The organism is Streptomyces sp. NPDC059696, assembly GCF_042733745.1.
In the GTDB taxonomy this organism is placed as follows: Bacteria; Actinomycetota; Actinomycetes; order Streptomycetales; family Streptomycetaceae; genus Streptomyces.
This window is the reverse complement of the sequence record NZ_JBHWFG010000023.1, coordinates 41,107-61,099: the sequence shown is the minus strand read 5'-3', so window position 1 is coordinate 61,099 and position 19,993 is coordinate 41,107. Positions and strand designations below refer to the sequence as shown.

Here is a 19,993-nt window from a genome sequence, read left to right as displayed (position 1 = left end):
CCCTCAGCTGTCGCGCGCGCCGTTTCCGCCGCCGCCGCTGTCGCGGTCGCGGTCGCGGTCGCTCAGCGAGTCCAGCGAGTCCAGGAACGGCTCGATGGCGGCGCGCCAGGCCTCCGGCTGGTCGTAGTGCACCAGGTGCCCCGCGTCGGCGACCTCCGCGTACTGGCCGCGGGGCAGGACGCGGACCATCTCCTGGGCCTCGGCGCGGCCCAGTTCGCCGTCCAGACCGCGCACGACCAGGGCGGGGCAGCGGACCTGGGCCAGCTCCTCCCAGTGCGCGTCGTACACCCACGTCTCGCGGGAGCGGAGCATCTGCTCCGGCTCGAAGACCGGGCGCCAGCCGTCCGGCGACTCGGCCATCACCTCGGCGTAGAACTCGCCGCGGGCCGGATTGGGCCGCTCCACCCAGGGGTCGTCCTCGCCGAACCACTTGCGGACGTCGGCGAGCGTGGCGAAGGGCAGGGGCCAGGACGCGAACCACTGACTCCACTCGCGCTGCGAGGCGGCTCCGAGCGCGGAGGCCCGCATGTCGCAGATGATCAGCCCGCGGACCAGGTCGGGGCGCTTGGCGGCGAGCTGCCAGGCGGTCAGCGCGCCCATGGCGTGGCCGATGAGGACGACCGGGGCGAGGCCGAGCTCCTCCAGGGCGGCCTCGGCGTCGTCGACGTAGGCGTCCCGGGTGAAGGCGCCCTGCGGGGGTTTGTCGCTGCGGCCGTGGCCGCGCTGGTCGAGGGCGACCGCGCGGTAGCGCGCGGACAGCCAGCGGGCGGTGGACGCCCAGTGCGAGGCGCGGCCCATGAGGCCGTGCAGTAACAGCACGCCCGGCGAGCCCTCCGGCGCGGTGTGCCCGTCGTGCGCCCCCTGGCCGTCCTGCGCCGGGTCGGTCTTGGGCGGGTCGCCGAACTCCCAGGCCGCCAGGCGTACGCCGCCCGTCCCGGTCACGTCGATGCGTCGCGCCATGTCTGGCACCCCCCAAAAGCTTCGCGCGGACCGCGGCCCTTCGAGCCGGCCGGTCCTGTGAACCGTGTTCTGCCTGCTGTGCCTTCTGCCGTGCTGGTTGCCGTACGCGTCGGTGCACCTGTGCCGTGCGCCGCTCGCAGACTATCGAATGCGCTTTCGAGGATGGGGTTCTCGCGGACAACACCCCTCGTTCGAGTGACCACCCCCGGGGATTGATCGCCGCTGCCGAGGGGAGATCTTCAGCGGGGGGCGGACCGCTCGGGGAAACCGGTCCGCGGGGAATGACCCTGAGAGCTCGGGGCTCCGGGTCAGCACAGGGGAGGACAGGCCCCGGCGCCGCACGGCGCCGGGGCCCTCCGCGTCCTCACGGCACATCGTCCCGCCCCCTCCCCGGCCGGGCGGCCTCACGGTCGAGCCGCGGCCCAGAGCCCTCAGGTCATATGCCTCACGCGACAGCCTCGCACGGGAAGCGGACGCGCGCTGCCATTCGAAGGACTGAACACCGGATTCGGTCCGGATCACGCCAAGAGCCCCCCGACGCCACAACGACCGCACCTACGGCGGGAGTTGGCATCCGCCCCGGTGCGCGGGCGGGGCGGCCGGGCTCAGGGCTTGGCGACGAACACGTGGGAGGCGACGTCCGACTCCAGCTCGGCCGCCTCGCCGCCGCTGCCGACCAGCACCCCGCCCGCCGACTCGGTCACGCTCACCACGGAGCCGGGCTGCACGCCCGCCCGCCGCAGCGTGTACATCAGCTGCGCGTCCGTCTGGATCGGCTCGCCGATCCGGCGCACCACGACCGTCTTGCCCTCGGCGCCCGGGGCGAGGCTGGCCAGCGACACCATGCCCTCGTCCAGGAACGGGTCGGCGCCGTCCTTCTCGCCGAGCTCCTCCAGACCCGGGATCGGGTTGCCGTACGGCGACTCCGTCGGATGCCGCAGCAGCTCCAGGACGCGGCGCTCCACGGCCTCGCTCATCACGTGCTCCCAGCGGCACGCCTCCGCGTGGACCTGCTCCCACTCCAGACCGATCACGTCGACGAGCAGACACTCGGCGAGGCGGTGCTTGCGCATCACGCGCGTCGCCAGCCGGCGGCCCTCGTCGGTCAGCTCCAGATGCCGGTCGCTCGCCACGGACACCAGACCGTCGCGCTCCATGCGCGCCACGGTCTGGCTCACGGTCGGCCCGCTCTGGTCCAGCCGCTCGGCGATACGGGCGCGCATGGGGACCACACCCTCTTCCTCCAGCTCGAGGATGGTGCGGAGATACATCTCCGTGGTGTCGATCAGTCCGGACATACGTGCCCCTCGAATGAGATCTGCCGGAGGCTGGACGGCTCACCGGCGTGTGCGCTGGCCCTGAACCCAATTCTGCCGGATACCACCGACAACCGTGCCGTGGGAGGCGAAGCGGAGGATTACCCGGCCGCGCGCAAGGGTACGGACTTCTCCTTCGGGGGTCTTCAGGCGCTCGGCGCGCGGTGCCCACGGCCGTATTGACACCGCACTGGTCCAGACCGCACCGTGATGCGCGACACCCGCCGCCCAGGCCTGCCCGAAGGGACCCCGTATGAGCGACCGCGCGCCGGCCGGCCCGTTCCTCGACGCCGCCATCGGCCTGTTGCAGCGGCTGCGCGACGAGGAGACCGACAGCATCACCGCGGCCGGGACGCTCCTCGCCGACACGGTCGCGGACGGCGGCCGGCTCTTCGCCTTCGGCGCCGGGCACTCCTCGCTCGCCGCGCAGGACCTGGTCTACCGCGCCGGCGGCCTCGCCCTGATGAACCTGCTCGTCGTGCCCGGTGTCGTCGGCGTCGACGTGATGCCCGCACCGCTCGGCTCCGCACTGGAACGCGTCGACGGCCTCGCGAGCGCCGTCCTCGACAGCTCGCCGCTGCGCGCGGGCGACGCCCTGCTGATCATCTCCCTGTCGGGGCGCAACGCGCTGCCCGTGGAGATGGCCATGAGCGCACGCGCCCTCGGCGTGAAGGTCATCGGCGTGACCTCGGTCGCCTACGCCTGCGAGACGAAGTCCCGGCACTCCTCCGGGACGTACCTCAAGGACCACTGCGACCTCGTCCTCGACTCGGGGATCGCGGTCGGCGACGCGACCCTCACCCACGACGACATCCCGGCCCCCTTCGCCCCGGCCTCGACGGTCGTCACCACGGCCCTCCTCCAGGCCGTCATGGCGACGACCGCCACCACCCTCGCCGACCGGGGCGTCGAACCGCCCCTCCTGCGCTCCGGCAACGTGGACGGCGGCCACGACTGGAACGCCCGCGTCATGGAGCAGTACCGCGACCGGATCTTCTACCGGCACTGAGACCGGCACGGCCGCCGGTACGCCGCCGATACCGGAGCCGGCACGGCCACAGGTACCCGAGCCGGCACGGACGCCGGTGCGCCGCCGATACCGGAGCGGGCACGGCCTCGGGTGCCCGAGCCAGCACGGGCGCCGGTGCGCCGCCGGCACGGACGCCGGTACCGGGACCGAGATGCGCGGTGCGCCCACGCCGGGCGGCGCTCACTCCCCGCCCGACAACCCCGCGAGATCCAGTGCCGCCGCGATCCGTACCGCCACGTCCTCCGCGTACAGCGCGTCCGAGCGCTCGAAGGCGCTGCGGCCCGCGCCCCGCAGGAAGGTCACGACACCCAGCGTCCGGCCCCGGCTGCGCAGCACCGCGCACAGGGCGTGCACCGCGTCCGGGGGCCACTGACGGGCCTCGGCCCACTCGCGGGCCGCCTCCGGCCGGGCCGTGCCCGCACTCGCCCGCAGGGCCCCCGCCCGCTCCACGCACTGCAGGGCCGGGTGCCCCTCGGCGTAGCGCACGGGCAGGCCCGCGGGCCCGGACAGGCTGCTCGGGCCCGGCGCGCCGGACGGCGTGGCGGCGACCCGGACCAGCCGGACGGGCCCCTCGCCCTCCCCGTCGGCGAGCGCGCCCCCGGCGACCCGGTCGACCAGCGCGTGATCGGCGAAACCGGCCAGGGCGAAATCCAGGTGGACCGTCGCCGCCTCGGCCGGGTCCTCGCACTCGGCCGCCGCCCGCGACGCCCGGTGCAGCTGCTGCGTACGGAACCGCAGCAGGGACGCCTCCTGCTCGGCCTGCTTGGCCTCCGTCACGTCCTGGAACAGCCAGCCCACCCCCAGCGGGACCGGCTCCTCCGCGAGCGGCGAGGCCAGTCTCAGGAAGCCGCTGCGCCAGCACCTGCGCTGCTCGCCCTCCACGGCACGCACGCTCACCCACACCTCGGCGGGCGCGGGCGGCGCGCCCTCCGCCAGCACGTGCTGCAGCGCGCTCTCCAGCTCCTCCACGCCCTGCGAGAGCAGCTCGCCGAGCGGGCGCCCCAGCACCGACGTACGGCCGGTGCCCAGCGCCCGGGCCGCGTGCGCGTTGACCACGGCCGGCCGCAGGTCCACGTCCACCAGGACGACACCCCAGCTGGCGTCCTCGAACAGTGCCTCGCTCAGTGCGATCGACCGCTCCAGATCGATCTGCGCGTGCACCTCGCTGAACGCGCAGTACACACCCGCCGGCTTCCCGTCGGGCCCGCGCACCGCCGCCGACTGCGTCCGCACGAGCACCCGCCCGCCGTCCTTGGTCAGCAGCGCGAACTCGTGGACCTGCCGCCCCGGGGCGTGCATCGACGACAGCAGCCGGCTCTCGACCTCCTCGGCGTCGGCGCTGCGCACGGCCCACCCGGCGAGCCCGCGCCGCCCCACGGCCTCGTCCGCGCTCCAGCCGAGGATCCGCTCGGCCTCGCGGTTCCAGTGCGTGACGACGCCGTCGGCGTCGAACGCGCACAGCGCCGCGTCCATGCCGTCCAGCAAAGCGGCAAGCAGATCCGAACCATCCGAACCGTCCCGCTCGGGCTCGTCCGGCCCCAGCTCGTCGGTGGTCCCACTACGCCGGGAAGCACTCACCTGGACCCCCTGCAGGCTGCGTCCGCACGTGCGGCACGTCGGTTCGCTCCTTGCCATCATTCAACTGGAACGTGACCCAGCGCACACCGGGTTCCCACAACATTGAAGGAATCGTTGTACGGCGGCAATGCCCACGTCAACGCCACCGGAGGCGTCCCGCCGGACCCGCCCCCGGCCGGCCGTCACCCCCGGGTCCGCCGGGCAGTCGATCAACGGCTGGGAGACCCGTCGCCGCTCCCCCGCCGCGCGTACACCTCGATCTCGATCCTCATCCTGGGGTCCGCCAGCCCGCAGACCATCATCGTCGCGGCGGGCCGCACCTCTCCGAAGCACGTGCGCAGCACCGGCCAGCAGGGCTCGAAGTCCTCCCGCTCGGGCAGCAGGTACCGCACGCGGACGACGTCCGCGAACGAACACCCGGCCTCCTCCAGCGCGGCACCGATGTTCCGCAGACACTGTTCGGCCTGCTCCACCACGTCGTCGGAGATCGTCATCCGCGCGTAGTCGAATCCGGTAGTCCCCGACACGTGCACCCAGTCGCCGTCCACGACGGCCCGGGCGTACCCGATCCGCTCCTCGAACACCGAACCGCTGAGAATCGCCTGCCGCTGCGTCATGGAGTCAAGGTCTCAAAAAAACGGTTGATGCGAGACCGAACGCTTTCTTAGGGTTCAGGTACACGAGAGAGGAGGTGGTTCGGCAGATGTATGAGAACCGGACGCGTGAGGTGGCTGCGGGCTAGCGGCCCGTCACCACACACAGTGCGGTGCCGGACCAGCGCGTGATCGAAGCGCGCAGCCGGCCCAATCTCCAGCAGTCACCCGACCCGCGAGTCGCCGGTACGTCCGGCCGGCTCCTCCCAGGAGGAACCAGACTCGCGGGTCGTCTGCGTTTTACGAGGCACCCGGAGGGGCGATGGCGACGGACGGCTGGCGCACCGACCGGATCGGCAGCGCCCTGCGAGGCGAGAACCCGGCCGTGCTGCGAAGGCTGGACAGCGGGTTCGCGGCGATCGGTGACGTGCAGTTCCTGCCTGGCTACTCGGTCCTGCTGACCGACGATCCCGCCGTGCAGCGGTTGTCCGAGCTGCCGCGGAGCGCGCGGTTGGCGTTCCTGGCCGACATGGACCGGCTGGGAGAAGCCGTCGAGCGGGCCTGCCGCCGGGTGGAGCAGGGGTTCCGGCGGGTCAATCTGGAGATTCTCGGGAATGCCGACGGGTTTCTGCACGCGCATGTGTGGCCTCGGTACGAGTGGGAGCCCGAGGAGCGGGTGCGGTTGCCGGTGTGGCTGTACCCGCGGGAGATGTGGCGCGCGCAGCGGTATGCGCTCGGGCCCGCGCACGACCTGCTGCGGGGGGCCATCGGGGAGGAGCTGGACCGGCTGGTGAAGGGGGAAGGGCCGGGGGCCTCACCCGGGGGCGGGTGAGGCCGTGAGGGGCCCCGCGTGGCCGCACCGGCCGCGTCAGTGGGCGATGTCCTCGTAGCCCTCGATCTCCTGGGGGTTGCGGGTGCCCGGGCCCACGTAGCGGGCCGAGGGGCGGACCAGGCGGCCCGTGCGCTTCTGCTCCAGGATGTGGGCGGACCAGCCGGCCGTGCGGGCGCAGGTGAACATGGACGTGAACATGTGGGCCGGGACCTCGGCGAAGTCCAGGACGATGGCCGCCCAGAACTCGACGTTCGTGGCGAGGACGCGGTCGGGGCGACGGGCGTGGAGTTCCGCGAGGGCCGCCTTCTCCAGGGCCTCGGCGACCTCGAAGCGGGGAGCGCCCAGTTCGCGGGCGGTGCGGCGCAGGACCCGGGCGCGGGGGTCCTCGGCCCGGTAGACGCGGTGGCCGAAGCCCATGAGGCGTTCGCCCTTGTCGAGCGCGTTCTTCACGTACGCCTCGGCGTCGCCGGTCCGCTCGATCTCCTCGATCATGCCGAGGACGCGCGAGGGGGCGCCGCCGTGCAGCGGGCCGGACATCGCGCCCACGGCACCGGACAGCGCCGCCGCCACGTCCGCGCCGGTCGAGGCGATGACCCGGGCGGTGAAGGTGGACGCGTTCATGCCGTGCTCGGCGGCGCTCGTCCAGTACGCGTCCACGGCCGCCACGTGCTTGGGGTCCGGCTCGCCGCGCCAGCGGATCATGAAGCGTTCGACGACGGACCGGGCCTTGTCGATCTCCCGCTGCGGGACCATCGGCAGGCCCTGGCCGCGGGCCGACTGGGCGACGTAGGAGAGGGCCATGACGGCCGCGCGGGCCAGGTCCTCGCGGGCCTCTTCGGCGTCGATGTCGAGGAGGGGCTTGAGGCCCCAGACGGGCGCCAGCATGGCCAGGGCGGACTGGACGTCCACGCGGATGTCGCCGGAGTGCACGGGAATGGGGAACGGCTCGGCGGGGGGCAGACCGGGGTTGAAGGCACCGTCGACGAGCAGACCCCACACGTTGCCGAACGAGACGTGGCCGACGAGGTCCTCGATGTCGACGCCCCGGTACCGGAGTGCGCCGCCCTCTTTGTCGGGTTCGGCGATCTCCGTCTCGAACGCGACGACTCCTTCGAGCCCGGGTACGAAGTCGGACATCAGGCGGCTCCTCGTGAGGTAAGTGACAGATGGTGTGTTATGGGGTGGGACGAACGAACCATGTGTCTGTCAGCTGGCGAAGCGGGCGCCGTCCAGTGGATCCGCGGTCGGGCGGGCGACTCGCGGTCCTGGCCGGTTGCCCCTGTGATGCCCCGTTCGGATGGCGGTCACCCAACCGGAACGGCACGGAAACGATATCTCCGAGTGCCACACTTGGGGAGGGTTCACGGCACTCAGTGCCATGCAGTGACGAAGGACACCGTCCGTACGGCAAGATGACCGGGTGACCGACCGCGACGACGTCCCCCTCGACCTGGCCTCGATGCGCAAGCAGTACCGGGCCGAGGGCCTCTCCGAGAGCGAGCTGGCCGCGACGCCCGTCGAGCAGTTCGCGCGCTGGTTCAAGCAGGCCGCGACGGACGGCGGACTGTTCGAGCCGAATGCCATGATCGTCTCGACGGCGGACGCCGAGGGGCGGACGAGCGCCCGTACGGTGCTGCTGAAGCACTTCGACACCCGGGGCTTCGTCTTCTACACCAACTACGAGTCCCGGAAGGCGCGTGATCTGGCGGAGAACCCGTACGTCTCGCTGCTGTTCCCCTGGCATCCGATGGCCCGGCAGGTCATCGTGAGCGGGGTCGCACGGCGGACCGGGCGGGACGAGACGGCGGCGTACTTCCGCACCCGGCCGCACGGCTCGCAGCTGGGCGCGTGGGCCAGCGCCCAGTCGTCGGTGGTTCCCACCCGGGCCGACATCGACGCCGCGTACGCCGAGCTGGCGGCGCGCTACCCGGAGGGCGAGCAGGTGCCGGTGCCGCCGCACTGGGGCGGTTTCCGGGTGGCCCCGCAGACGGTGGAGTTCTGGCAGGGCCGCGAGAACCGCCTGCACGACCGCCTGCGGTACGTGGAGCAGCCGGACGGCAGCTGGCGGGTGGAGCGGCTCAGTCCGTGACGGGCCGGGCTCCTGCCCGTTCCCGGACGGGCCTCATATCTTTCCCCGGACGTACGTGGTGCGGTGCCCGTCGAGCAGCTCGGCCACGCGGCTGCGGAACTCCGGTGTGAGCTCGGGCCAGTTCCAGAACTCGAACCCGAGGTGGGCGAAGGCGAAGTAGCCGTCGTTCCAGGCCCACTCGCCCAGGGGGACCCGGCGGGTGCAGGCCGGGCAGCGGACCTGGGCCGCGCCGGTGGCGGACCAGGTTTCGATGGCGTCGGAGAAGGGCGCCCAGGTCTCGTCGATCATCGACCACGCGTCGTCGACGAGGCGGGTCGTGGTCGAGCAGCGCGGGCAGACGGCTGCTTCCAGGCCTCCTGGCCAGCCGTGGAAGACGGTGCGCACGGCGTGCACGGCGAGGCCGTCCCCCGGCTCGTCGTCCGCGGCGGCCTCGTCGACCGCGCGTTCCCATCGGGGGCCCGGCGGATACCCCTCGGGCAGGCTCAGCACGCAGTCCGTGCGCTCGGCGAGGACGATGCCCTCGGCCACGAGCCACTCCACGACCCTGCGTGCGAGCGGTTCCGCGTCCGCCCCGCCCGCGTCGAGGTCGACGATCGTCTGGAAGTGATCACCCATGCCGGAACCGTAGGCCCCGCCACTGACACTCCCCTCAGCCCAGCGTCTCCTCCAGCAGTCCCGCCCACTGCGCGACCACCCGTTCACGGCGGGCCGCGTCGTCCGTGAGGAGGTTGGCGAGGCCGAGGCCGCGGGCCATGTCGAGGAGGCCCTGGACGGTCTCGCGGACGCCGGGGACGGACTCGTCGGCGGCGAGGAGCTCGACGGCTATGCGGTGGGTCTCGCGGCCGACCCGGGATTCGAGCTCGGTGACGCGGGGCCGCAGCTGCTCCTCGTTCGAGGCGGCGACCCACAGGTGGAGGGCGGCGCGGAAGAGCGGCCCGGTGTAGAGGTCGACCAGGGCGGCGACGACGGCGTGCCGGTCGCCGGCCGCGCCCTCGGGGAACAGGGCGCGCAGCGCCGTGGAGCGTTCCTCGGCGACGTACTCGACGGCCGCGGTGAAGAGGTCCTCGCGGGTCGGGAAGTGGTGCTGGGCGGCGCCGCGGGAGACGCCGGCGCGTTCGGCGACGACGGAGACGGTGGATCCCGCCCAGCCGTGTTCGGCGAGGCAGGACACGGCGGCTTCGAGGAGCCGCTGCCGGGTGGCCCGGCTGCGGTCCTGCTTGGGGACTCTCTCCGCACGGTCGACCGTGCTCACACCACCCATGCCGGATCCCGTCGTTCGAGGAAGGCCGTCATCCCCTCGCGGGCCTGCGGGGAGGAGAACAGCCGGGCCGAGAGCGCGGTCAGGTCGGCCGCGTCCCGGTCGAAGGCTTCCAGCACCCTAGTCGTGAGCAGCCGTTTCGTCTCGGCCAGGGCTTCGGGGGCGGAGCGGCGCAGACCGTCGAGGATGGGGGCGAGGGCCTGGTCGACATCGCTGTCACAGGTGGTGAGCAGGCCCGTTGCCACGGCTTCGGAGGCGGTGAAGCGTTCGCCGGTGAGGTAGTGGCGGGCCAGGGCGCGGGGGTCGGCGCGGGGCAGGACCGGCAGGGAGATGACGGCGGGGGCGACGCCGATGCGGACCTCGGTGAAGGCGAAGGTGGCTTCCGTGGAGGCGGCCGCGATGTCGCAGGCGGCCAGGAGGCCGAGGCCGCCCGCGCGGACGTGTCCGGTGACCCGGGCGACGACCGGCTTGGGCAGCGCGACGATCTGCCGCAGCAGGGCGACCAGTGCCTCGGGCGGCGGTGGGTCCTTGAGGTCGGCACCCGCGCTGAACGTGTTGCCCGAGTGGGTCAGGACGACCGCGCGGACGCCGGTGTCCTCGCCGGCGTCGGTGAGCGCGTCGGCGAGTTCTCCCACGAGGGCCGCCGACAGGGCGTTGCGGTTGTGGGGCGAGTCGAGGGACAGGGTCTCCACGGCCCGCGCGCGGGAGCGGGCGATCAGCGTCATGTGTTCTCCTTGAGCCGGCGGCGGAGGATCTTGCCGGAGGCCGCGCGGGGAACGCCGACGATGAAGGTGACGTGGCGTATCCGCTTGTACGGGGCCACGCGCTCGGCGACGTACATCATGATCTCGGCCTCGGTGAGGTCGGCGGCGGACGGCTGGCGGACGACGTAGGCGTGCGGGATCTCGTTGCCGTCGGCGTCGTACCTGCCGATGACGGCGGCGTCGGCGATGCCCGGGTGGGTGAGCAGCAGGGCCTCCAGCTCGGCGGGGGCCACCTGGAAGCCCTTGTACTTGATGAGTTCCTTGACCCGGTCGACGACGAACAGCCAGCCGTCGTCGTCCACGTGCCCGACGTCGCCGGTGTGCAGCCAGCCGTCCGCGTCGATCATCGCGCCGGTCGCGTCGGGGCGGCCGAGGTAGCCCTTCATGATCTGGGGGCCGCGGATGAGGATCTCGCCGGATGCGCCGGCGGGGAGGTCCTTGCCCGGGTCGTCGAGGGAGACGATGCGCATCTCGGTGCCGGCGACGAGCTTGCCGACGGTGCCGGGCGGGGCGTCGCTCATGGCGTCCAGGGGCACGACGTGGGTGCCGGGCGACAGTTCCGTCATGCCGTAGGCCTGGCCGACGGGCGGCAGGCCGAGGCGCCGGGAGCAGGCGGCGGCGAGGCGGGCGTCCAGGGGTGCGGCGGCGCTGATGATGTACTTCAGGGACGACAGGTCGTACTGGGCGACGGCCGGGTGCTTGGCGAGGGCCAGGACGATCGGCGGGGCCACGTAGAGGGCCGTGATGCGGTGGTTCTGGACGGCCGCGAGGAACTGTTCCAGGTCGAAGCGGGGCAGGACGACGACGGTGGCGCCCTGCCGGAGGGGTGCGTTCATCAGGGCCGTGAGGCCGTAGATGTGGAAGAAGGGCAGGACCGCCAGGACCCGGTCTCCCGGGCCCGCGGGGACCGCCGGGTGGAGCTGGGCGAGGTTGGTGGCGATCTGCCGGTGGGTGAGCATCACGCCTTTCGGGGTGCCGGTGGTCCCGGAGGAGTACGGCAGGGCGGCGACGTCTTCGGCGGGGTCGATGGCGACGTGCGGTTCGGGGGCCGTGGAGGCCAGCATGTCGATCAGGGAGCGGTGGCCGGTCGCGCTGTCGCACACGAAGATCTCCCGTACGCCGCCTGCGAGTTCGGCGGCGCGCCGGGCGGTGCCCAGCAGGGGTGACACGGTGACGATCCAGCGGGCCGCCGAGTCCCGGAGCTGTTTGGCGAACTCGTCGGCGGTGGCGAGCGGGTGCACGGTGGTGACGGTGGCACCCGCGCGCGTGGCGGCGTAGAAGGCGGTCGGGAAGGCGACGGTGTTGGGGCTGTGCAGGGCCAGGACGTCGCCCTTGCGGACCCCGGCCTCGGCGAGGGCGGCGGCGACGCGCCGGTGGAACCGGTCGACCTGCTCGTAGGTGAGGGTGGTGCCGTCGGTGCCGTCGATCAGCGCCGGGATGTCGCCGAACTCGGCGGCCCGGGCCAGGACGGCGTCGTGGATGGGCAGTTCGACGGGCGGGACGTCTGCGTACTCGCTGCGGAACATGGCTGGTTCCTCCTCGCGGCGCGGGAAGTCTCAGGTTCTCAGTACGACTTGGGCAGGCCCAGGGTCTGGTGCGAGACGAAGTTGAGGATCATCTCCCGGCTCACCGGGGCGATACGGGCCACGCGCGAGGCCGTGATCAGCCGGGCCAGTCCGTACTCGCGGGTGAGGCCGTTGCCGCCGAGGGTGTGCACCGCCTGGTCGACGGCCTTCACGCAGGCTTCGCCGGCGGCGTACTTGGCCATGTTGGCGGCCTCTCCGGCGCCCATGTCGTCACCCGCGTCGTAGAGGGCGGCGGCCTTCTGCATCATCAGCCGGGCGAGTTCGAGGTCGATGTGCGCCTGGGCCAGGGGGTGGGCGATGGCCTGGTGGGCGCCGATGGGCGTGTTCCAGACAGTGCGGTCGCGGGCGTACGCGACGGCCCCGGCCAGGGCGTGACGGCCCATGCCGATCGCGAAGGCGGCGGTCATGATGCGCTCGGGGTTGAGGCCGGCGAACAGCTGGAGGAGGCCGGCGTCCTCGTCGCCGACCAGGGCGTCGGCGGGCAGCCGTACGTCGTCCAGGACCAGTTCGAACTGCTTCTCCGCGGCGTTCAGTTCCATGTCGATGGGGCGGCGGGTGAAACCCGGGGTGTCGCGCGGGACGATGAACAGGCAGGGCTTGAGGCGGCCGCTGCGGGCGTCCTCGGTACGGCCGACGACGAGGGTCGCGTCGGCGATGTCCACGCCGGAGACGAAGACCTTGCGGCCGGTGAGGAGCCAGTCGGTGCCGTCCCTCCGGGCCGTGGTGGTGATGCGGTGGCTGTTGGAACCGGCGTCGGGTTCGGTGATGCCGAAGGCCATGAGGCGGGTGCCGTCGGCGAGGCCCGGGAGCCAGGCCTCCTTCTGGGCGTCCGTGCCGAAGCGGGCTATGACCGTGCCGCAGATGGCCGGGGAGACGATCAGCATGAGGAGCGGGCAGCCGGCCGCGCCGAGCTCTTCGAGGACGATGGAGAGTTCGGAGATGCCGCCGCCTCCGCCGCCGTGTGCCTCCGGCAGGTTGACGCCCAGGTAGCCGAGTTTCCCGGCCTCGGACCAGAGGTGGGTGGTGTCGCCTTCCCGGCCGTGGCGTTTGCCGAGTGCGGCTACGGCTTCCCGGAGGGCTTTGTGCTCTTCGGTGTCCATGGGGATCCTTTCGCGTGCGGGCTCGTCGTGGCTGATCGCGCGGTTCCCCGCGCCCCTTACGGGGCTTCCTTCACCACTGCCAGCAGTGCGCCCGGCTCCACCTGCCGACCTGGTACGACGCACAGGTCGGTCAGCGTTCCGGTCACCGGGGCCGTGATCTTGTGCTGCATCTTCATCGCCTCCAGCCACAGGAGGGGGTCGCCCGCCGTGACCGGTGCCCCTGCCGTGAGGCCGTCGGCGACGCGGACGACGGTGCCCGGCATGGGGGCCAGGAGGGAGCCGGGGGCGTGCTGCCGGGCGGGGTCGGGGAAACGGGGCAGGGCGGTCAGTGCCGTGGTGTTGACGTGGACCTGCTGGCCGTAGCGGGAGATCTCGTACGTGCGCTGCACCCCGCCCACGTCGAGGATCACGAGGTGCGCGTCCGCGTGCACCACCCGTACCCCGTCCTCCTCCGCCTCCAGGCCCTGCCGGGTGTGCCGGTAGCGGGCCTCGTGCTCCTCGCCCGCCATCAGGTACCGCTTGGTCTGCGGCTGGGAGGGGACGTTGCGCCAGCCGCCGAAGCGGGACCGGCCGTGGGCGTCGGCGAGGGCGGCGGCCAGGGGGGCGTGCGGGTCGGGGGACGGTCCGGTCAGCTCCGGCAGGTGGCGCTCGTAGAAGCCGGTGTCCATGCGGGCCGCGGTGAACTCGGGGTGGCGCAGGGAGCGGACCAGCAGGTCGCGGTTGGTGACGGGCCCGTGGACGGCGGCCCGTTCCAGGGCGGAGGCCAGGATGCGCAGGGCCTCCGGGCGGGTGGGCGCGTGGGCGATCACCTTGGCGAGCATGGGGTCGTAGTGGACGCCGATCTCGTCGCCGTCCGTGTACCCGGTGTCCAGGCGCACGGGCCCGGGGACGGTCAGACGGTGCAGGGTGCCGGTCTGCGGGGACCAGTCGCGCGCCGGGTCCTCGGCGTACAGACGGGCCTCGACGGCGTGGCCGCGCGCGCGGGGCGGGTCGGCCGCGAGGGGGTGTCCCTCGACGATCCGGATCTGCTCCGCCACCAGGTCGATGCCGAACACGGCTTCCGTGACGGGGTGTTCCACCTGGAGGCGGGTGTTCATCTCCAGGAAGTGCGCCCGGCCGTCGGCGACGAGGAACTCGACCGTTCCCGCGCCCACGTAGTCCACGGCCCGGGCGGCCCGTACGGCGAGGGCGCGGACCTCCTCGTCGAGTTCCCGGGACAGTCCGGGCGCCGGGGCCTCCTCGATCACCTTCTGGTGGCGGCGCTGCAGGGAGCAGTCGCGGGTGCCGAGGGGCCGGACGGTGCCGTGGGTGTCGGCGAGGATCTGCACCTCGACGTGCCGGCCGTTCTCCACGTACGGCTCGACGAACACCTCGCCGTCCCCGAAGGCACTCACGGCCTCGGCCCGGGCCGCGGCCACCTCGCTCTCCAGGTCGCCGAGTCGGCGTACGACGCGCATGCCGCGGCCGCCGCCGCCCGCCGCCGCCTTCACCAGCACGGGCAGGTCGTCCTCGGTGACGTCGGTGAGGGGCCGGATGCCCATGAGCTGTTTGGCGCGGGTCTTGGACGCCATCGCCTCGATGGCGTCCGGGGGCGGCCCGATCCAGCGCAGGCCCGCGTCCAGGACGGCCCGGGCGAAGCCGGCGTTCTCGGAGAGGAAGCCGTAACCGGGGTGCACGGCGTCCGCCCCGGCGGCGAGGGCGGCCTTCACGATCAGGTCGCCGCGCAGGTAGGTGTGGGCGGGCGTCTCCCCCGGAAGCCGTACGCTCACGTCGGCCACGCGCGCGTGCAGGGCGTTCGCGTCGGCGTCCGAATGCACGGCCACGGTACGGATGCCCAGGTCGTGGCAGGTGCGAAAGACGCGGCAGGCGATCTCGCCCCGGTTGGCGACCAGTACAGAAGTGATCACTGAAGGTTCCTCACATCCGGAAGACGCCGAAGCCGCCGCGCGCGCCCTCGTAGGGGGCGGTGTGGATCGCGGAGAGGCACAGGCCGAGGACGGTGCGGGTGTCGCGCGGGTCGATGACGCCGTCGTCGTACAGCCGCCCGGACAGGAACATCGGCAGCGACTCGGACTCGATCTGCTGCTCCACCATGGCGCGCAGGGCCGCGTCCGCCTCCTCGTCGTAGGGCTGTCCCTTGGCCGCGGCCGACTGGCGGGCGACGATCGACAGCACGCCCGCGAGCTGCTGCGGGCCCATGACGGCCGACTTGGCGCCGGGCCAGGCGAACAGGAAGCGGGGGTCGTAGGCGCGGCCGCACATGCCGTAGTGGCCGGCTCCGTAGGAGGCGCCCATGAGGACGGAGAGGTGGGGCACGCGGCTGTTGCTGACCGCGTTGATCATCATCGCGCCGTGCTTGATGATGCCGCCCTGCTCGTACTCCTTGCCGACCATGTAGCCGGTGGTGTTGTGCAGGAAGAGCAGCGGGATGTCGCGCTGGTTGGCGAGCTGGATGAACTGGGCGGCCTTCTGGGACTCCTCGCTGAAGAGGACCCCTCGGGCGTTCGCCAGGATGCCGACCGGATAGCCGTGGAGGGTGGCCCAGCCGGTGGTCAGGCTCGTCCCGTACAGCGGCTTGAACTCGTCGAAGTCGGAGGCGTCGACGACACGGGCGATGACCTCGCGCGGGTCGAACGGGCACTTGAGGTCGCCCGGGACGACGCCCAGCAGCTCCTCCGCGTCGTACGTGGGCGGTTCGGCGGGCCCCGGATCCTCGTACGCCTTGCGGTGGTTGAGGCGGGCGACCACGCGGCGGGCCTGGCGGAGCGCGTCCGGCTCGTCGACGGCGAAGTAGTCGGCGAGGCCCGAGGTGCGGGCGTGCATCTCGGCGCCGCCCAGGGACTCGTCGTCGCTCTCCTCGCCGGTGGCCATCTTCACCAGGGGCGGGCCGCCGAGGAACACCTTCGCCCGCTCCTTGACCATGATCACGTGGTCGGACATGCCGGGGATGTAGGCGCCGCCGGCCGTGGAGTTGCCGAAGACGACCGCGACGGTGGGGATCCCCGCGGCGGACAGCCGGGTGAGGTCGCGGAAGATGGCGCCGCCGGGGATGAAGATCTCCTTCTGGGACGGCAGATCGGCGCCGCCCGACTCCACCAGGCTGATGCAGGGCAGCCGGTTGGCGAGCGCGATGTCGTTGGCGCGCAGGGCCTTCTTCAGCGACCAGGGGTTGCTCGCCCCGCCGCGCACGGTCGGGTCGTTGGCGGTGATCAGGCATTCCACGCCCTCGACGACTCCGATGCCGGTGACCAGGGACGCGCCGACGGCGTAGTCGCTGCCCCACGCCGCCAGCGGGGACAGTTCCAGGAACGGTGTGTCGGGGTCGAGGAGCAGCTCGATGCGTTCCCGGGCGAGGAGCTTGCCGCGCTTCCTGTGCCGTGCGACGTACTTCTCGCCGCCGCCCGCGAGGGCCTTGGCGTGCTCGGCGTCGAGGGCGGCGAGCTTGGCGAGCATGGTCGCCCGGTTGGCCCGGAAGTCGGCGCCACGGGGGTCGAGCCCGGAGGTCAGGACGGTCACAGGAGGGCCTCCGGAATGTCGAGGTGGCGGGAGCGCAGCCATTCGCCGAGGGCCTTGGCCTGCGGGTCGAAGCGGTGCTGGGCGGCGACCCCGGCGCCGAGGATCCCCTCGACGACGAAGTTGAGGGCACGCAGATGGGGCAGCACGTGCCGTACGACGGTCAGCTCGCGGCTCTCGGGGATCAGTTCGCGGAACCGGTCGGCGGTCAGCTCGTGGGCGAGCCACCGCCAGGCGTCGTCCGTTCTCGCCCACACCCCGACGTTGGCGTTGCCGCCCTTGTCGCCGCTGCGGGCACCCACGACCCGGCCGAGGGCGGCCCGGGTGACCGGCCCGGGCGGTAGCGGCTCGGGCAGCGGAGGCTGCGGCACCTCGTCGGGGACGAGCGTGTCGCGGGGCGGCGGCACCGGGACCCGGTGCCCGTCGTGGAGGACCACCACATGGTCGACGGCACCATGGGGGACGTACACATCCTCGAAGACCCCATACGGCGCGCCCTTTCCGGGTGGGGCCAGCACATGGAAGCCGGGGTAGCTCGCGAGGGCCAGCTCCACGGCCGCCCCGCTCAGCGCCCGCCCCACGGCCTCCTGCTCGGGGTCCCGTACGACGAGCCGCAGCAACGCGCTCGCCGTCTCCTCGGTGGGCGCGTCGGGGCGGTCGGTGCGGACCAGCTCCCAGCGCACGTCGGACACCTTGTCGAGGGCCGGTGCCAGCTGCTCCCGCACCAGGGCGGCCTTGGCCTCGATGCCGAGGCCGGTGAGCACGAAGACCACCTCGTTGCGGAAGCCGCCGAGCCGGTTGAGGCCGACCTTGAGGGTGGGCGGCGGTGCCTCGCCGCGTACGCCCTCGATCCGCACCCGGTCGGGCCCGTCCTGGCTCAGCCGCACGGTGTCCAGCCGGGCGGTGACGTCCGGGCCCGCGTACCGGGCGCCGGCCGTCTCGTAGAGCAGCTGCGCGGTGACCGTGCCGACGTCGACGAAGCCGCCGGTGCCGGGATGCTTGGTGATGACGCAGCTGCCGTCCTCGTGCAGCTCGGCGAGCGGGAAACCGGGGCGGCGGACGTCGCCGTCCCGGAAGAAGGCGTAGTTGCCGCCGGTGGCCTGCGCGCCGCATTCCAGGACGTGCCCCGCGACCACCGCGCCCGCGAGCCGGTCGTGGTCCTCGGGGGTCCAGCCGAAGTGCGCGGCGGCGGGCCCGGTGACCAGGGCCGCGTCCGTCACCCGCCCGGTGACGACGACGTCGGCGCCCGCCCTGAGGCCCTCCGCGATGCCGAAGCCGCCGAGGTAGGCGTGGGCGGCGAGATGGCCCGGGTGGGCGGCGGTGAGGTCGTCGCCGGTCACGTGCGCGACCCGGACGGGGATGCCCAGCCGTTCGGCCGACCGCGCGACGGCGCCGGCGAGTCCGGCCGGGTTGAGGCCGCCCGCGTTGGTGACGATCCTGACGCCCCGCTCGTGCGCGACCCCCACGCACTCCTCCCACTGCCGCAGGAACGTGCGGGCGTATCCCGCGGCGGGGTCCTTCAGCCGGTCCCGGCCGAGGATGAGCATGGTCAGCTCGGCGAGGTAGTCGCCGGTGAGGACGTCGAGTTCACCGCCGGTGAGCATCTCGCGCATCGCCTCGAAGCGGTCGCCGTAGAAGCCGGAGGCGTTGCCGATGCGCAGGGGCGACCGCGAGGCCGCCTCCCTGGTGCCGCGTCCGGGCCTCACGAGGCGTGCCCCTTCGGCGGGCGGCCCTCGCCCGGGGGGCCCGCGAAGGCCTGCGCGAGGTCGAGCCAGTGGTCGGCGTCGGGCCCCTCGGCGCGCAGGGCGAGGTCCGAGCGGTGGGCGCGCTGGGTGACGAGGAGGCAGAAGTCGAGGGCGGGGCCGGTGACGCGCTGCGGGGCGTCCTCGGGGCCGTAGGTCCACAGGTCGCCGGAAGGGGCGCGGAGTTCGACGCGGAACGGGTCGGCCGGCGGGGTCAGGCCGTGCACGCCGTAGGCGAAGTCCCGGGTGCGGACCCCGAGCCGGACCACATGCCGCAGCCGGTCGGTGGGCGGGCGCTCCACACCCAGCGCGTCGGCCACGTCCTGTCCGTGGGCCCAGGTCTCCATGAGGCGGGCCGTCGCCATGGAGGCGACCGACATGGGTGGGCCGTACCAGGGGAAACGCGCCTTCGGCGTAGCGGCCCGCAGCGCCTCCTCCAGTGCCGCGCGGCCGGCGCGCCATCGGGTGAGGAGCTCGCCGGGCGGGAGTCGCGCGCCCTCCTCGGCGCCCTGGTCCACGAAGGAGTCCGGCGCGGCGAGGGCCTTCTCGACCAGCGTGCGGAAGCCGTCGGCGTCGGTGACGGCGAGCAGGGACGAGCGGTCCGTCCAGGCGAGATGGGCGATCTGGTGGGCCACGGTCCAGCCGGGCGCGGGGGTCGTGAGCGACCAGCGCCGCGGGGACAACCCGGCCACGAGGCCGTCGAGTTCCTCGCTCTCCTCACGCAGATCGTCGATCACGGGCATCGGATCGGACACGAGCGCTCCCCTCGGGGCACGGCGGTGTGCGGGGTGGTGCGGTGCGGGGTGGTGCGGCGTGCTGAGGAGCATGGCAGCGGCCCGAGAAACAATCAAGCGTGCTTGCATGAAAAGGTGTCAGACGGTGCGGTCCGCCGCTCGCGCCGCCTCCTCCAGCCGGTGCCGGTGGGCGTCCCACATGGCGCGGTCGCCCGGCGGCATGCTGTCCTTGCCCGGTGTCAGGCCGACCGCTCCGTCGATGAGTTCGCGGACGATGTCGGCGTGGCCGGCGTGACGGCTGGTGTCGGCGATCACGCGCACCAGGAGGTGGTGCAGTGTGGCCTCCCGCCGCTCCTCGGGCCACCAGGGGACCTGCCCGGTGGCGTCCAGCGGCAGCGCCCCGATCGTGCCGTCCGCGTGCTCCCACGCCTTGCGGTACAACCCCGCGATGTCCTCGCGCGACTCGTCCGGCGTGGCCCACATGTCGGCGTTGGGGTCCGCGTCCTGCGTGTACCACCAGGGCGGTGGGTTCTCGGCGAAGAACGGCCGGCCGAACGTGTCCCCGAAGTACCCCAGTTCCACCCCGGCGGCGTGCTTGACCAGTCCCAGCAGGTTGGTGCCGGTCGGGGTCAGGGGGCGGCGGATGTCGTACTCGGAGAGCCCGTCGAGCTTCCAGAGCAGGGCGTCTCGCGCCTCTTGCAGATAACGGAGGAGGTCGGCCTTCGGGCCCGGTGCGGTCATGCGGGCAGTGTGACAGCCACCACCGACACCGGGCCGGGCCGGCAACCGGGCGCCGACGCCCCCGCCCGGGCCGGCAACCGGGCACCGGAGCGACACCCCCGCCCGGGCCGGCAACCGGGCACCGGAGCGACGCCCCCGCCCGGGCCGGGCCGGACAA

Annotated in this window: 18 protein-coding genes; 3 read left to right on the top strand and 15 right to left on the bottom strand. The window is 73.1% G+C overall.

Annotation, left to right across the window (positions count from 1 at the left end; translation table 11 throughout):
* Positions 1 to 3: 3 nt before the first annotated feature.
* Complete coding sequence (locus ACFV20_RS24290) at positions 4 to 960, bottom strand: alpha/beta fold hydrolase (RefSeq protein ID WP_385659643.1); 957 nt, start codon at positions 958 to 960, stop codon at positions 4 to 6.
* 605 nt (positions 961 to 1,565) lie between these two features.
* Positions 1,566 to 2,258, bottom strand: a complete 693-nt coding sequence (locus tag ACFV20_RS24285) for a metal-dependent transcriptional regulator (RefSeq protein WP_020276329.1) — start codon at positions 2,256 to 2,258, stop codon at positions 1,566 to 1,568.
* 271 nt (positions 2,259 to 2,529) lie between these two features.
* Between ACFV20_RS24285 and ACFV20_RS24280 the strand changes: the two genes are divergently transcribed.
* Positions 2,530 to 3,285: an SIS domain-containing protein gene (locus tag ACFV20_RS24280; protein WP_385659640.1), complete on the top strand. Its 756-nt coding sequence runs from the start codon at positions 2,530 to 2,532 to the stop codon at positions 3,283 to 3,285.
* A gap of 201 nt (positions 3,286 to 3,486) precedes the next feature.
* Here the strand turns inward: ACFV20_RS24280 and ACFV20_RS24275 are convergent, their stop codons facing one another.
* Complete coding sequence (locus tag ACFV20_RS24275; RefSeq protein ID WP_385659639.1) at positions 3,487 to 4,884, bottom strand: PAS domain-containing protein; 1,398 nt, start codon at positions 4,882 to 4,884, stop codon at positions 3,487 to 3,489.
* 209 nt (positions 4,885 to 5,093) lie between these two features.
* Positions 5,094 to 5,501, bottom strand: coding sequence for a RidA family protein (locus tag ACFV20_RS24270; RefSeq protein WP_385659638.1), 408 nt, complete (start codon positions 5,499 to 5,501; stop codon positions 5,094 to 5,096).
* 298 nt (positions 5,502 to 5,799) lie between these two features.
* Here ACFV20_RS24270 and ACFV20_RS24265 point away from each other — a divergent pair, with 298 nt between their 5' ends.
* A complete protein-coding gene (locus tag ACFV20_RS24265) occupies positions 5,800 to 6,309 on the top strand; it encodes an HIT family protein (RefSeq protein WP_385659636.1) in 510 nt (169 codons plus the stop codon).
* 36 nt (positions 6,310 to 6,345) lie between these two features.
* Here the strand turns inward: ACFV20_RS24265 and ACFV20_RS24260 are convergent, their stop codons facing one another.
* The gene (locus ACFV20_RS24260; RefSeq protein ID WP_385659634.1) at positions 6,346 to 7,446 is read right to left on the bottom strand and encodes a citrate synthase 2; all 1,101 of its coding nucleotides are present in this window, start codon (positions 7,444 to 7,446) and stop codon (positions 6,346 to 6,348) included.
* A 283-nt stretch (positions 7,447 to 7,729) separates the two neighbouring features.
* Between ACFV20_RS24260 and pdxH the strand changes: the two genes are divergently transcribed.
* Positions 7,730 to 8,398 (top strand): pyridoxamine 5'-phosphate oxidase, encoded by a 669-nt coding sequence (gene pdxH, locus ACFV20_RS24255; RefSeq protein WP_385659632.1) that lies wholly within the window; start codon positions 7,730 to 7,732, stop codon positions 8,396 to 8,398.
* A 33-nt stretch (positions 8,399 to 8,431) separates the two neighbouring features.
* Here pdxH and ACFV20_RS24250 read toward each other — a convergent pair whose 3' ends face one another.
* The 10 genes from ACFV20_RS24250 to ACFV20_RS24205 form a co-directional block, all read right to left on the bottom strand.
* Positions 8,432 to 9,013, bottom strand: a complete 582-nt coding sequence (locus tag ACFV20_RS24250; protein WP_385659631.1) for a hypothetical protein — start codon at positions 9,011 to 9,013, stop codon at positions 8,432 to 8,434.
* A 34-nt stretch (positions 9,014 to 9,047) separates the two neighbouring features.
* Positions 9,048 to 9,659 (bottom strand): TetR/AcrR family transcriptional regulator, encoded by a 612-nt coding sequence (locus tag ACFV20_RS24245; protein WP_385659630.1) that lies wholly within the window; start codon positions 9,657 to 9,659, stop codon positions 9,048 to 9,050.
* Positions 9,647 to 10,381 carry an enoyl-CoA hydratase family protein gene (locus tag ACFV20_RS24240; RefSeq protein WP_385659628.1) on the bottom strand — a complete coding sequence of 245 codons (735 nt, stop codon included), beginning with the start codon at positions 10,379 to 10,381 and terminating at the stop codon, positions 9,647 to 9,649. The genes ACFV20_RS24245 and ACFV20_RS24240 overlap by 13 nt, the downstream gene beginning before the upstream one ends.
* Positions 10,378 to 11,946 carry a 4-coumarate--CoA ligase family protein gene (locus ACFV20_RS24235; protein ID WP_385659626.1) on the bottom strand — a complete coding sequence of 523 codons (1,569 nt, stop codon included), beginning with the start codon at positions 11,944 to 11,946 and terminating at the stop codon, positions 10,378 to 10,380. Before ACFV20_RS24235 ends, ACFV20_RS24240 begins: the two co-directional genes overlap by 4 nt.
* A 38-nt stretch (positions 11,947 to 11,984) precedes the next feature.
* Positions 11,985 to 13,106 (bottom strand): acyl-CoA dehydrogenase family protein, encoded by a 1,122-nt coding sequence (locus ACFV20_RS24230; RefSeq protein ID WP_385659625.1) that lies wholly within the window; start codon positions 13,104 to 13,106, stop codon positions 11,985 to 11,987.
* Positions 13,107 to 13,162: 56 nt separating this feature from the next.
* On the bottom strand, positions 13,163 to 15,013 hold the full coding sequence (locus ACFV20_RS24225) for an acetyl/propionyl/methylcrotonyl-CoA carboxylase subunit alpha (protein ID WP_385659624.1): 1,851 nt from the start codon (positions 15,011 to 15,013) through the stop codon (positions 13,163 to 13,165).
* A gap of 10 nt (positions 15,014 to 15,023) precedes the next feature.
* The gene (locus tag ACFV20_RS24220; RefSeq protein ID WP_385659622.1) at positions 15,024 to 16,622 is read right to left on the bottom strand and encodes an acyl-CoA carboxylase subunit beta; all 1,599 of its coding nucleotides are present in this window, start codon (positions 16,620 to 16,622) and stop codon (positions 15,024 to 15,026) included.
* A complete protein-coding gene (locus tag ACFV20_RS24215; protein WP_385659620.1) occupies positions 16,619 to 18,325 on the bottom strand; it encodes an acyclic terpene utilization AtuA family protein in 1,707 nt (568 codons plus the stop codon). The genes ACFV20_RS24220 and ACFV20_RS24215 overlap by 4 nt, the downstream gene beginning before the upstream one ends.
* On the bottom strand, positions 18,322 to 19,116 hold the full coding sequence (locus ACFV20_RS24210; protein ID WP_385659618.1) for a TIGR03084 family metal-binding protein: 795 nt from the start codon (positions 19,114 to 19,116) through the stop codon (positions 18,322 to 18,324). Before ACFV20_RS24210 ends, ACFV20_RS24215 begins: the two co-directional genes overlap by 4 nt.
* Before the next feature lie 117 nt (positions 19,117 to 19,233).
* Positions 19,234 to 19,836, bottom strand: a complete 603-nt coding sequence (locus ACFV20_RS24205; protein ID WP_385659616.1) for a DinB family protein — start codon at positions 19,834 to 19,836, stop codon at positions 19,234 to 19,236.
* Positions 19,837 to 19,993 lie beyond the last annotated feature (157 nt).

Excerpts from the sequence above, each read along its gene's own strand:
- ACFV20_RS24280 (WP_385659640.1), top strand. The coding sequence starts at position 2,530 with ATGAGCGACCGCGCGCCGGCCGGCCCGTTCCTCGACGCCGCCATCGGC.
- ACFV20_RS24290 (WP_385659643.1), bottom strand. The coding sequence starts at position 960 with ATGGCGCGACGCATCGACGTGACCGGGACGGGCGGCGTACGCCTGGCG.
- ACFV20_RS24285 (WP_020276329.1), bottom strand. The coding sequence starts at position 2,258 with ATGTCCGGACTGATCGACACCACGGAGATGTATCTCCGCACCATCCTC.
- ACFV20_RS24240 (WP_385659628.1), bottom strand. The coding sequence starts at position 10,381 with ATGACGCTGATCGCCCGCTCCCGCGCGCGGGCCGTGGAGACCCTGTCC.
- ACFV20_RS24270 (WP_385659638.1), bottom strand. The coding sequence starts at position 5,501 with ATGACGCAGCGGCAGGCGATTCTCAGCGGTTCGGTGTTCGAGGAGCGG.
- ACFV20_RS24260 (WP_385659634.1), bottom strand. The coding sequence starts at position 7,446 with ATGTCCGACTTCGTACCCGGGCTCGAAGGAGTCGTCGCGTTCGAGACG.
- ACFV20_RS24235 (WP_385659626.1), bottom strand. The coding sequence starts at position 11,946 with ATGTTCCGCAGCGAGTACGCAGACGTCCCGCCCGTCGAACTGCCCATC.
- ACFV20_RS24250 (WP_385659631.1), bottom strand. The coding sequence starts at position 9,013 with ATGGGTGATCACTTCCAGACGATCGTCGACCTCGACGCGGGCGGGGCG.
- ACFV20_RS24230 (WP_385659625.1), bottom strand. The coding sequence starts at position 13,106 with ATGGACACCGAAGAGCACAAAGCCCTCCGGGAAGCCGTAGCCGCACTC.
- ACFV20_RS24265 (WP_385659636.1), top strand. The coding sequence starts at position 5,800 with ATGGCGACGGACGGCTGGCGCACCGACCGGATCGGCAGCGCCCTGCGA.
- ACFV20_RS24205 (WP_385659616.1), bottom strand. The coding sequence starts at position 19,836 with ATGACCGCACCGGGCCCGAAGGCCGACCTCCTCCGTTATCTGCAAGAG.
- ACFV20_RS24245 (WP_385659630.1), bottom strand. The coding sequence starts at position 9,659 with ATGGGTGGTGTGAGCACGGTCGACCGTGCGGAGAGAGTCCCCAAGCAG.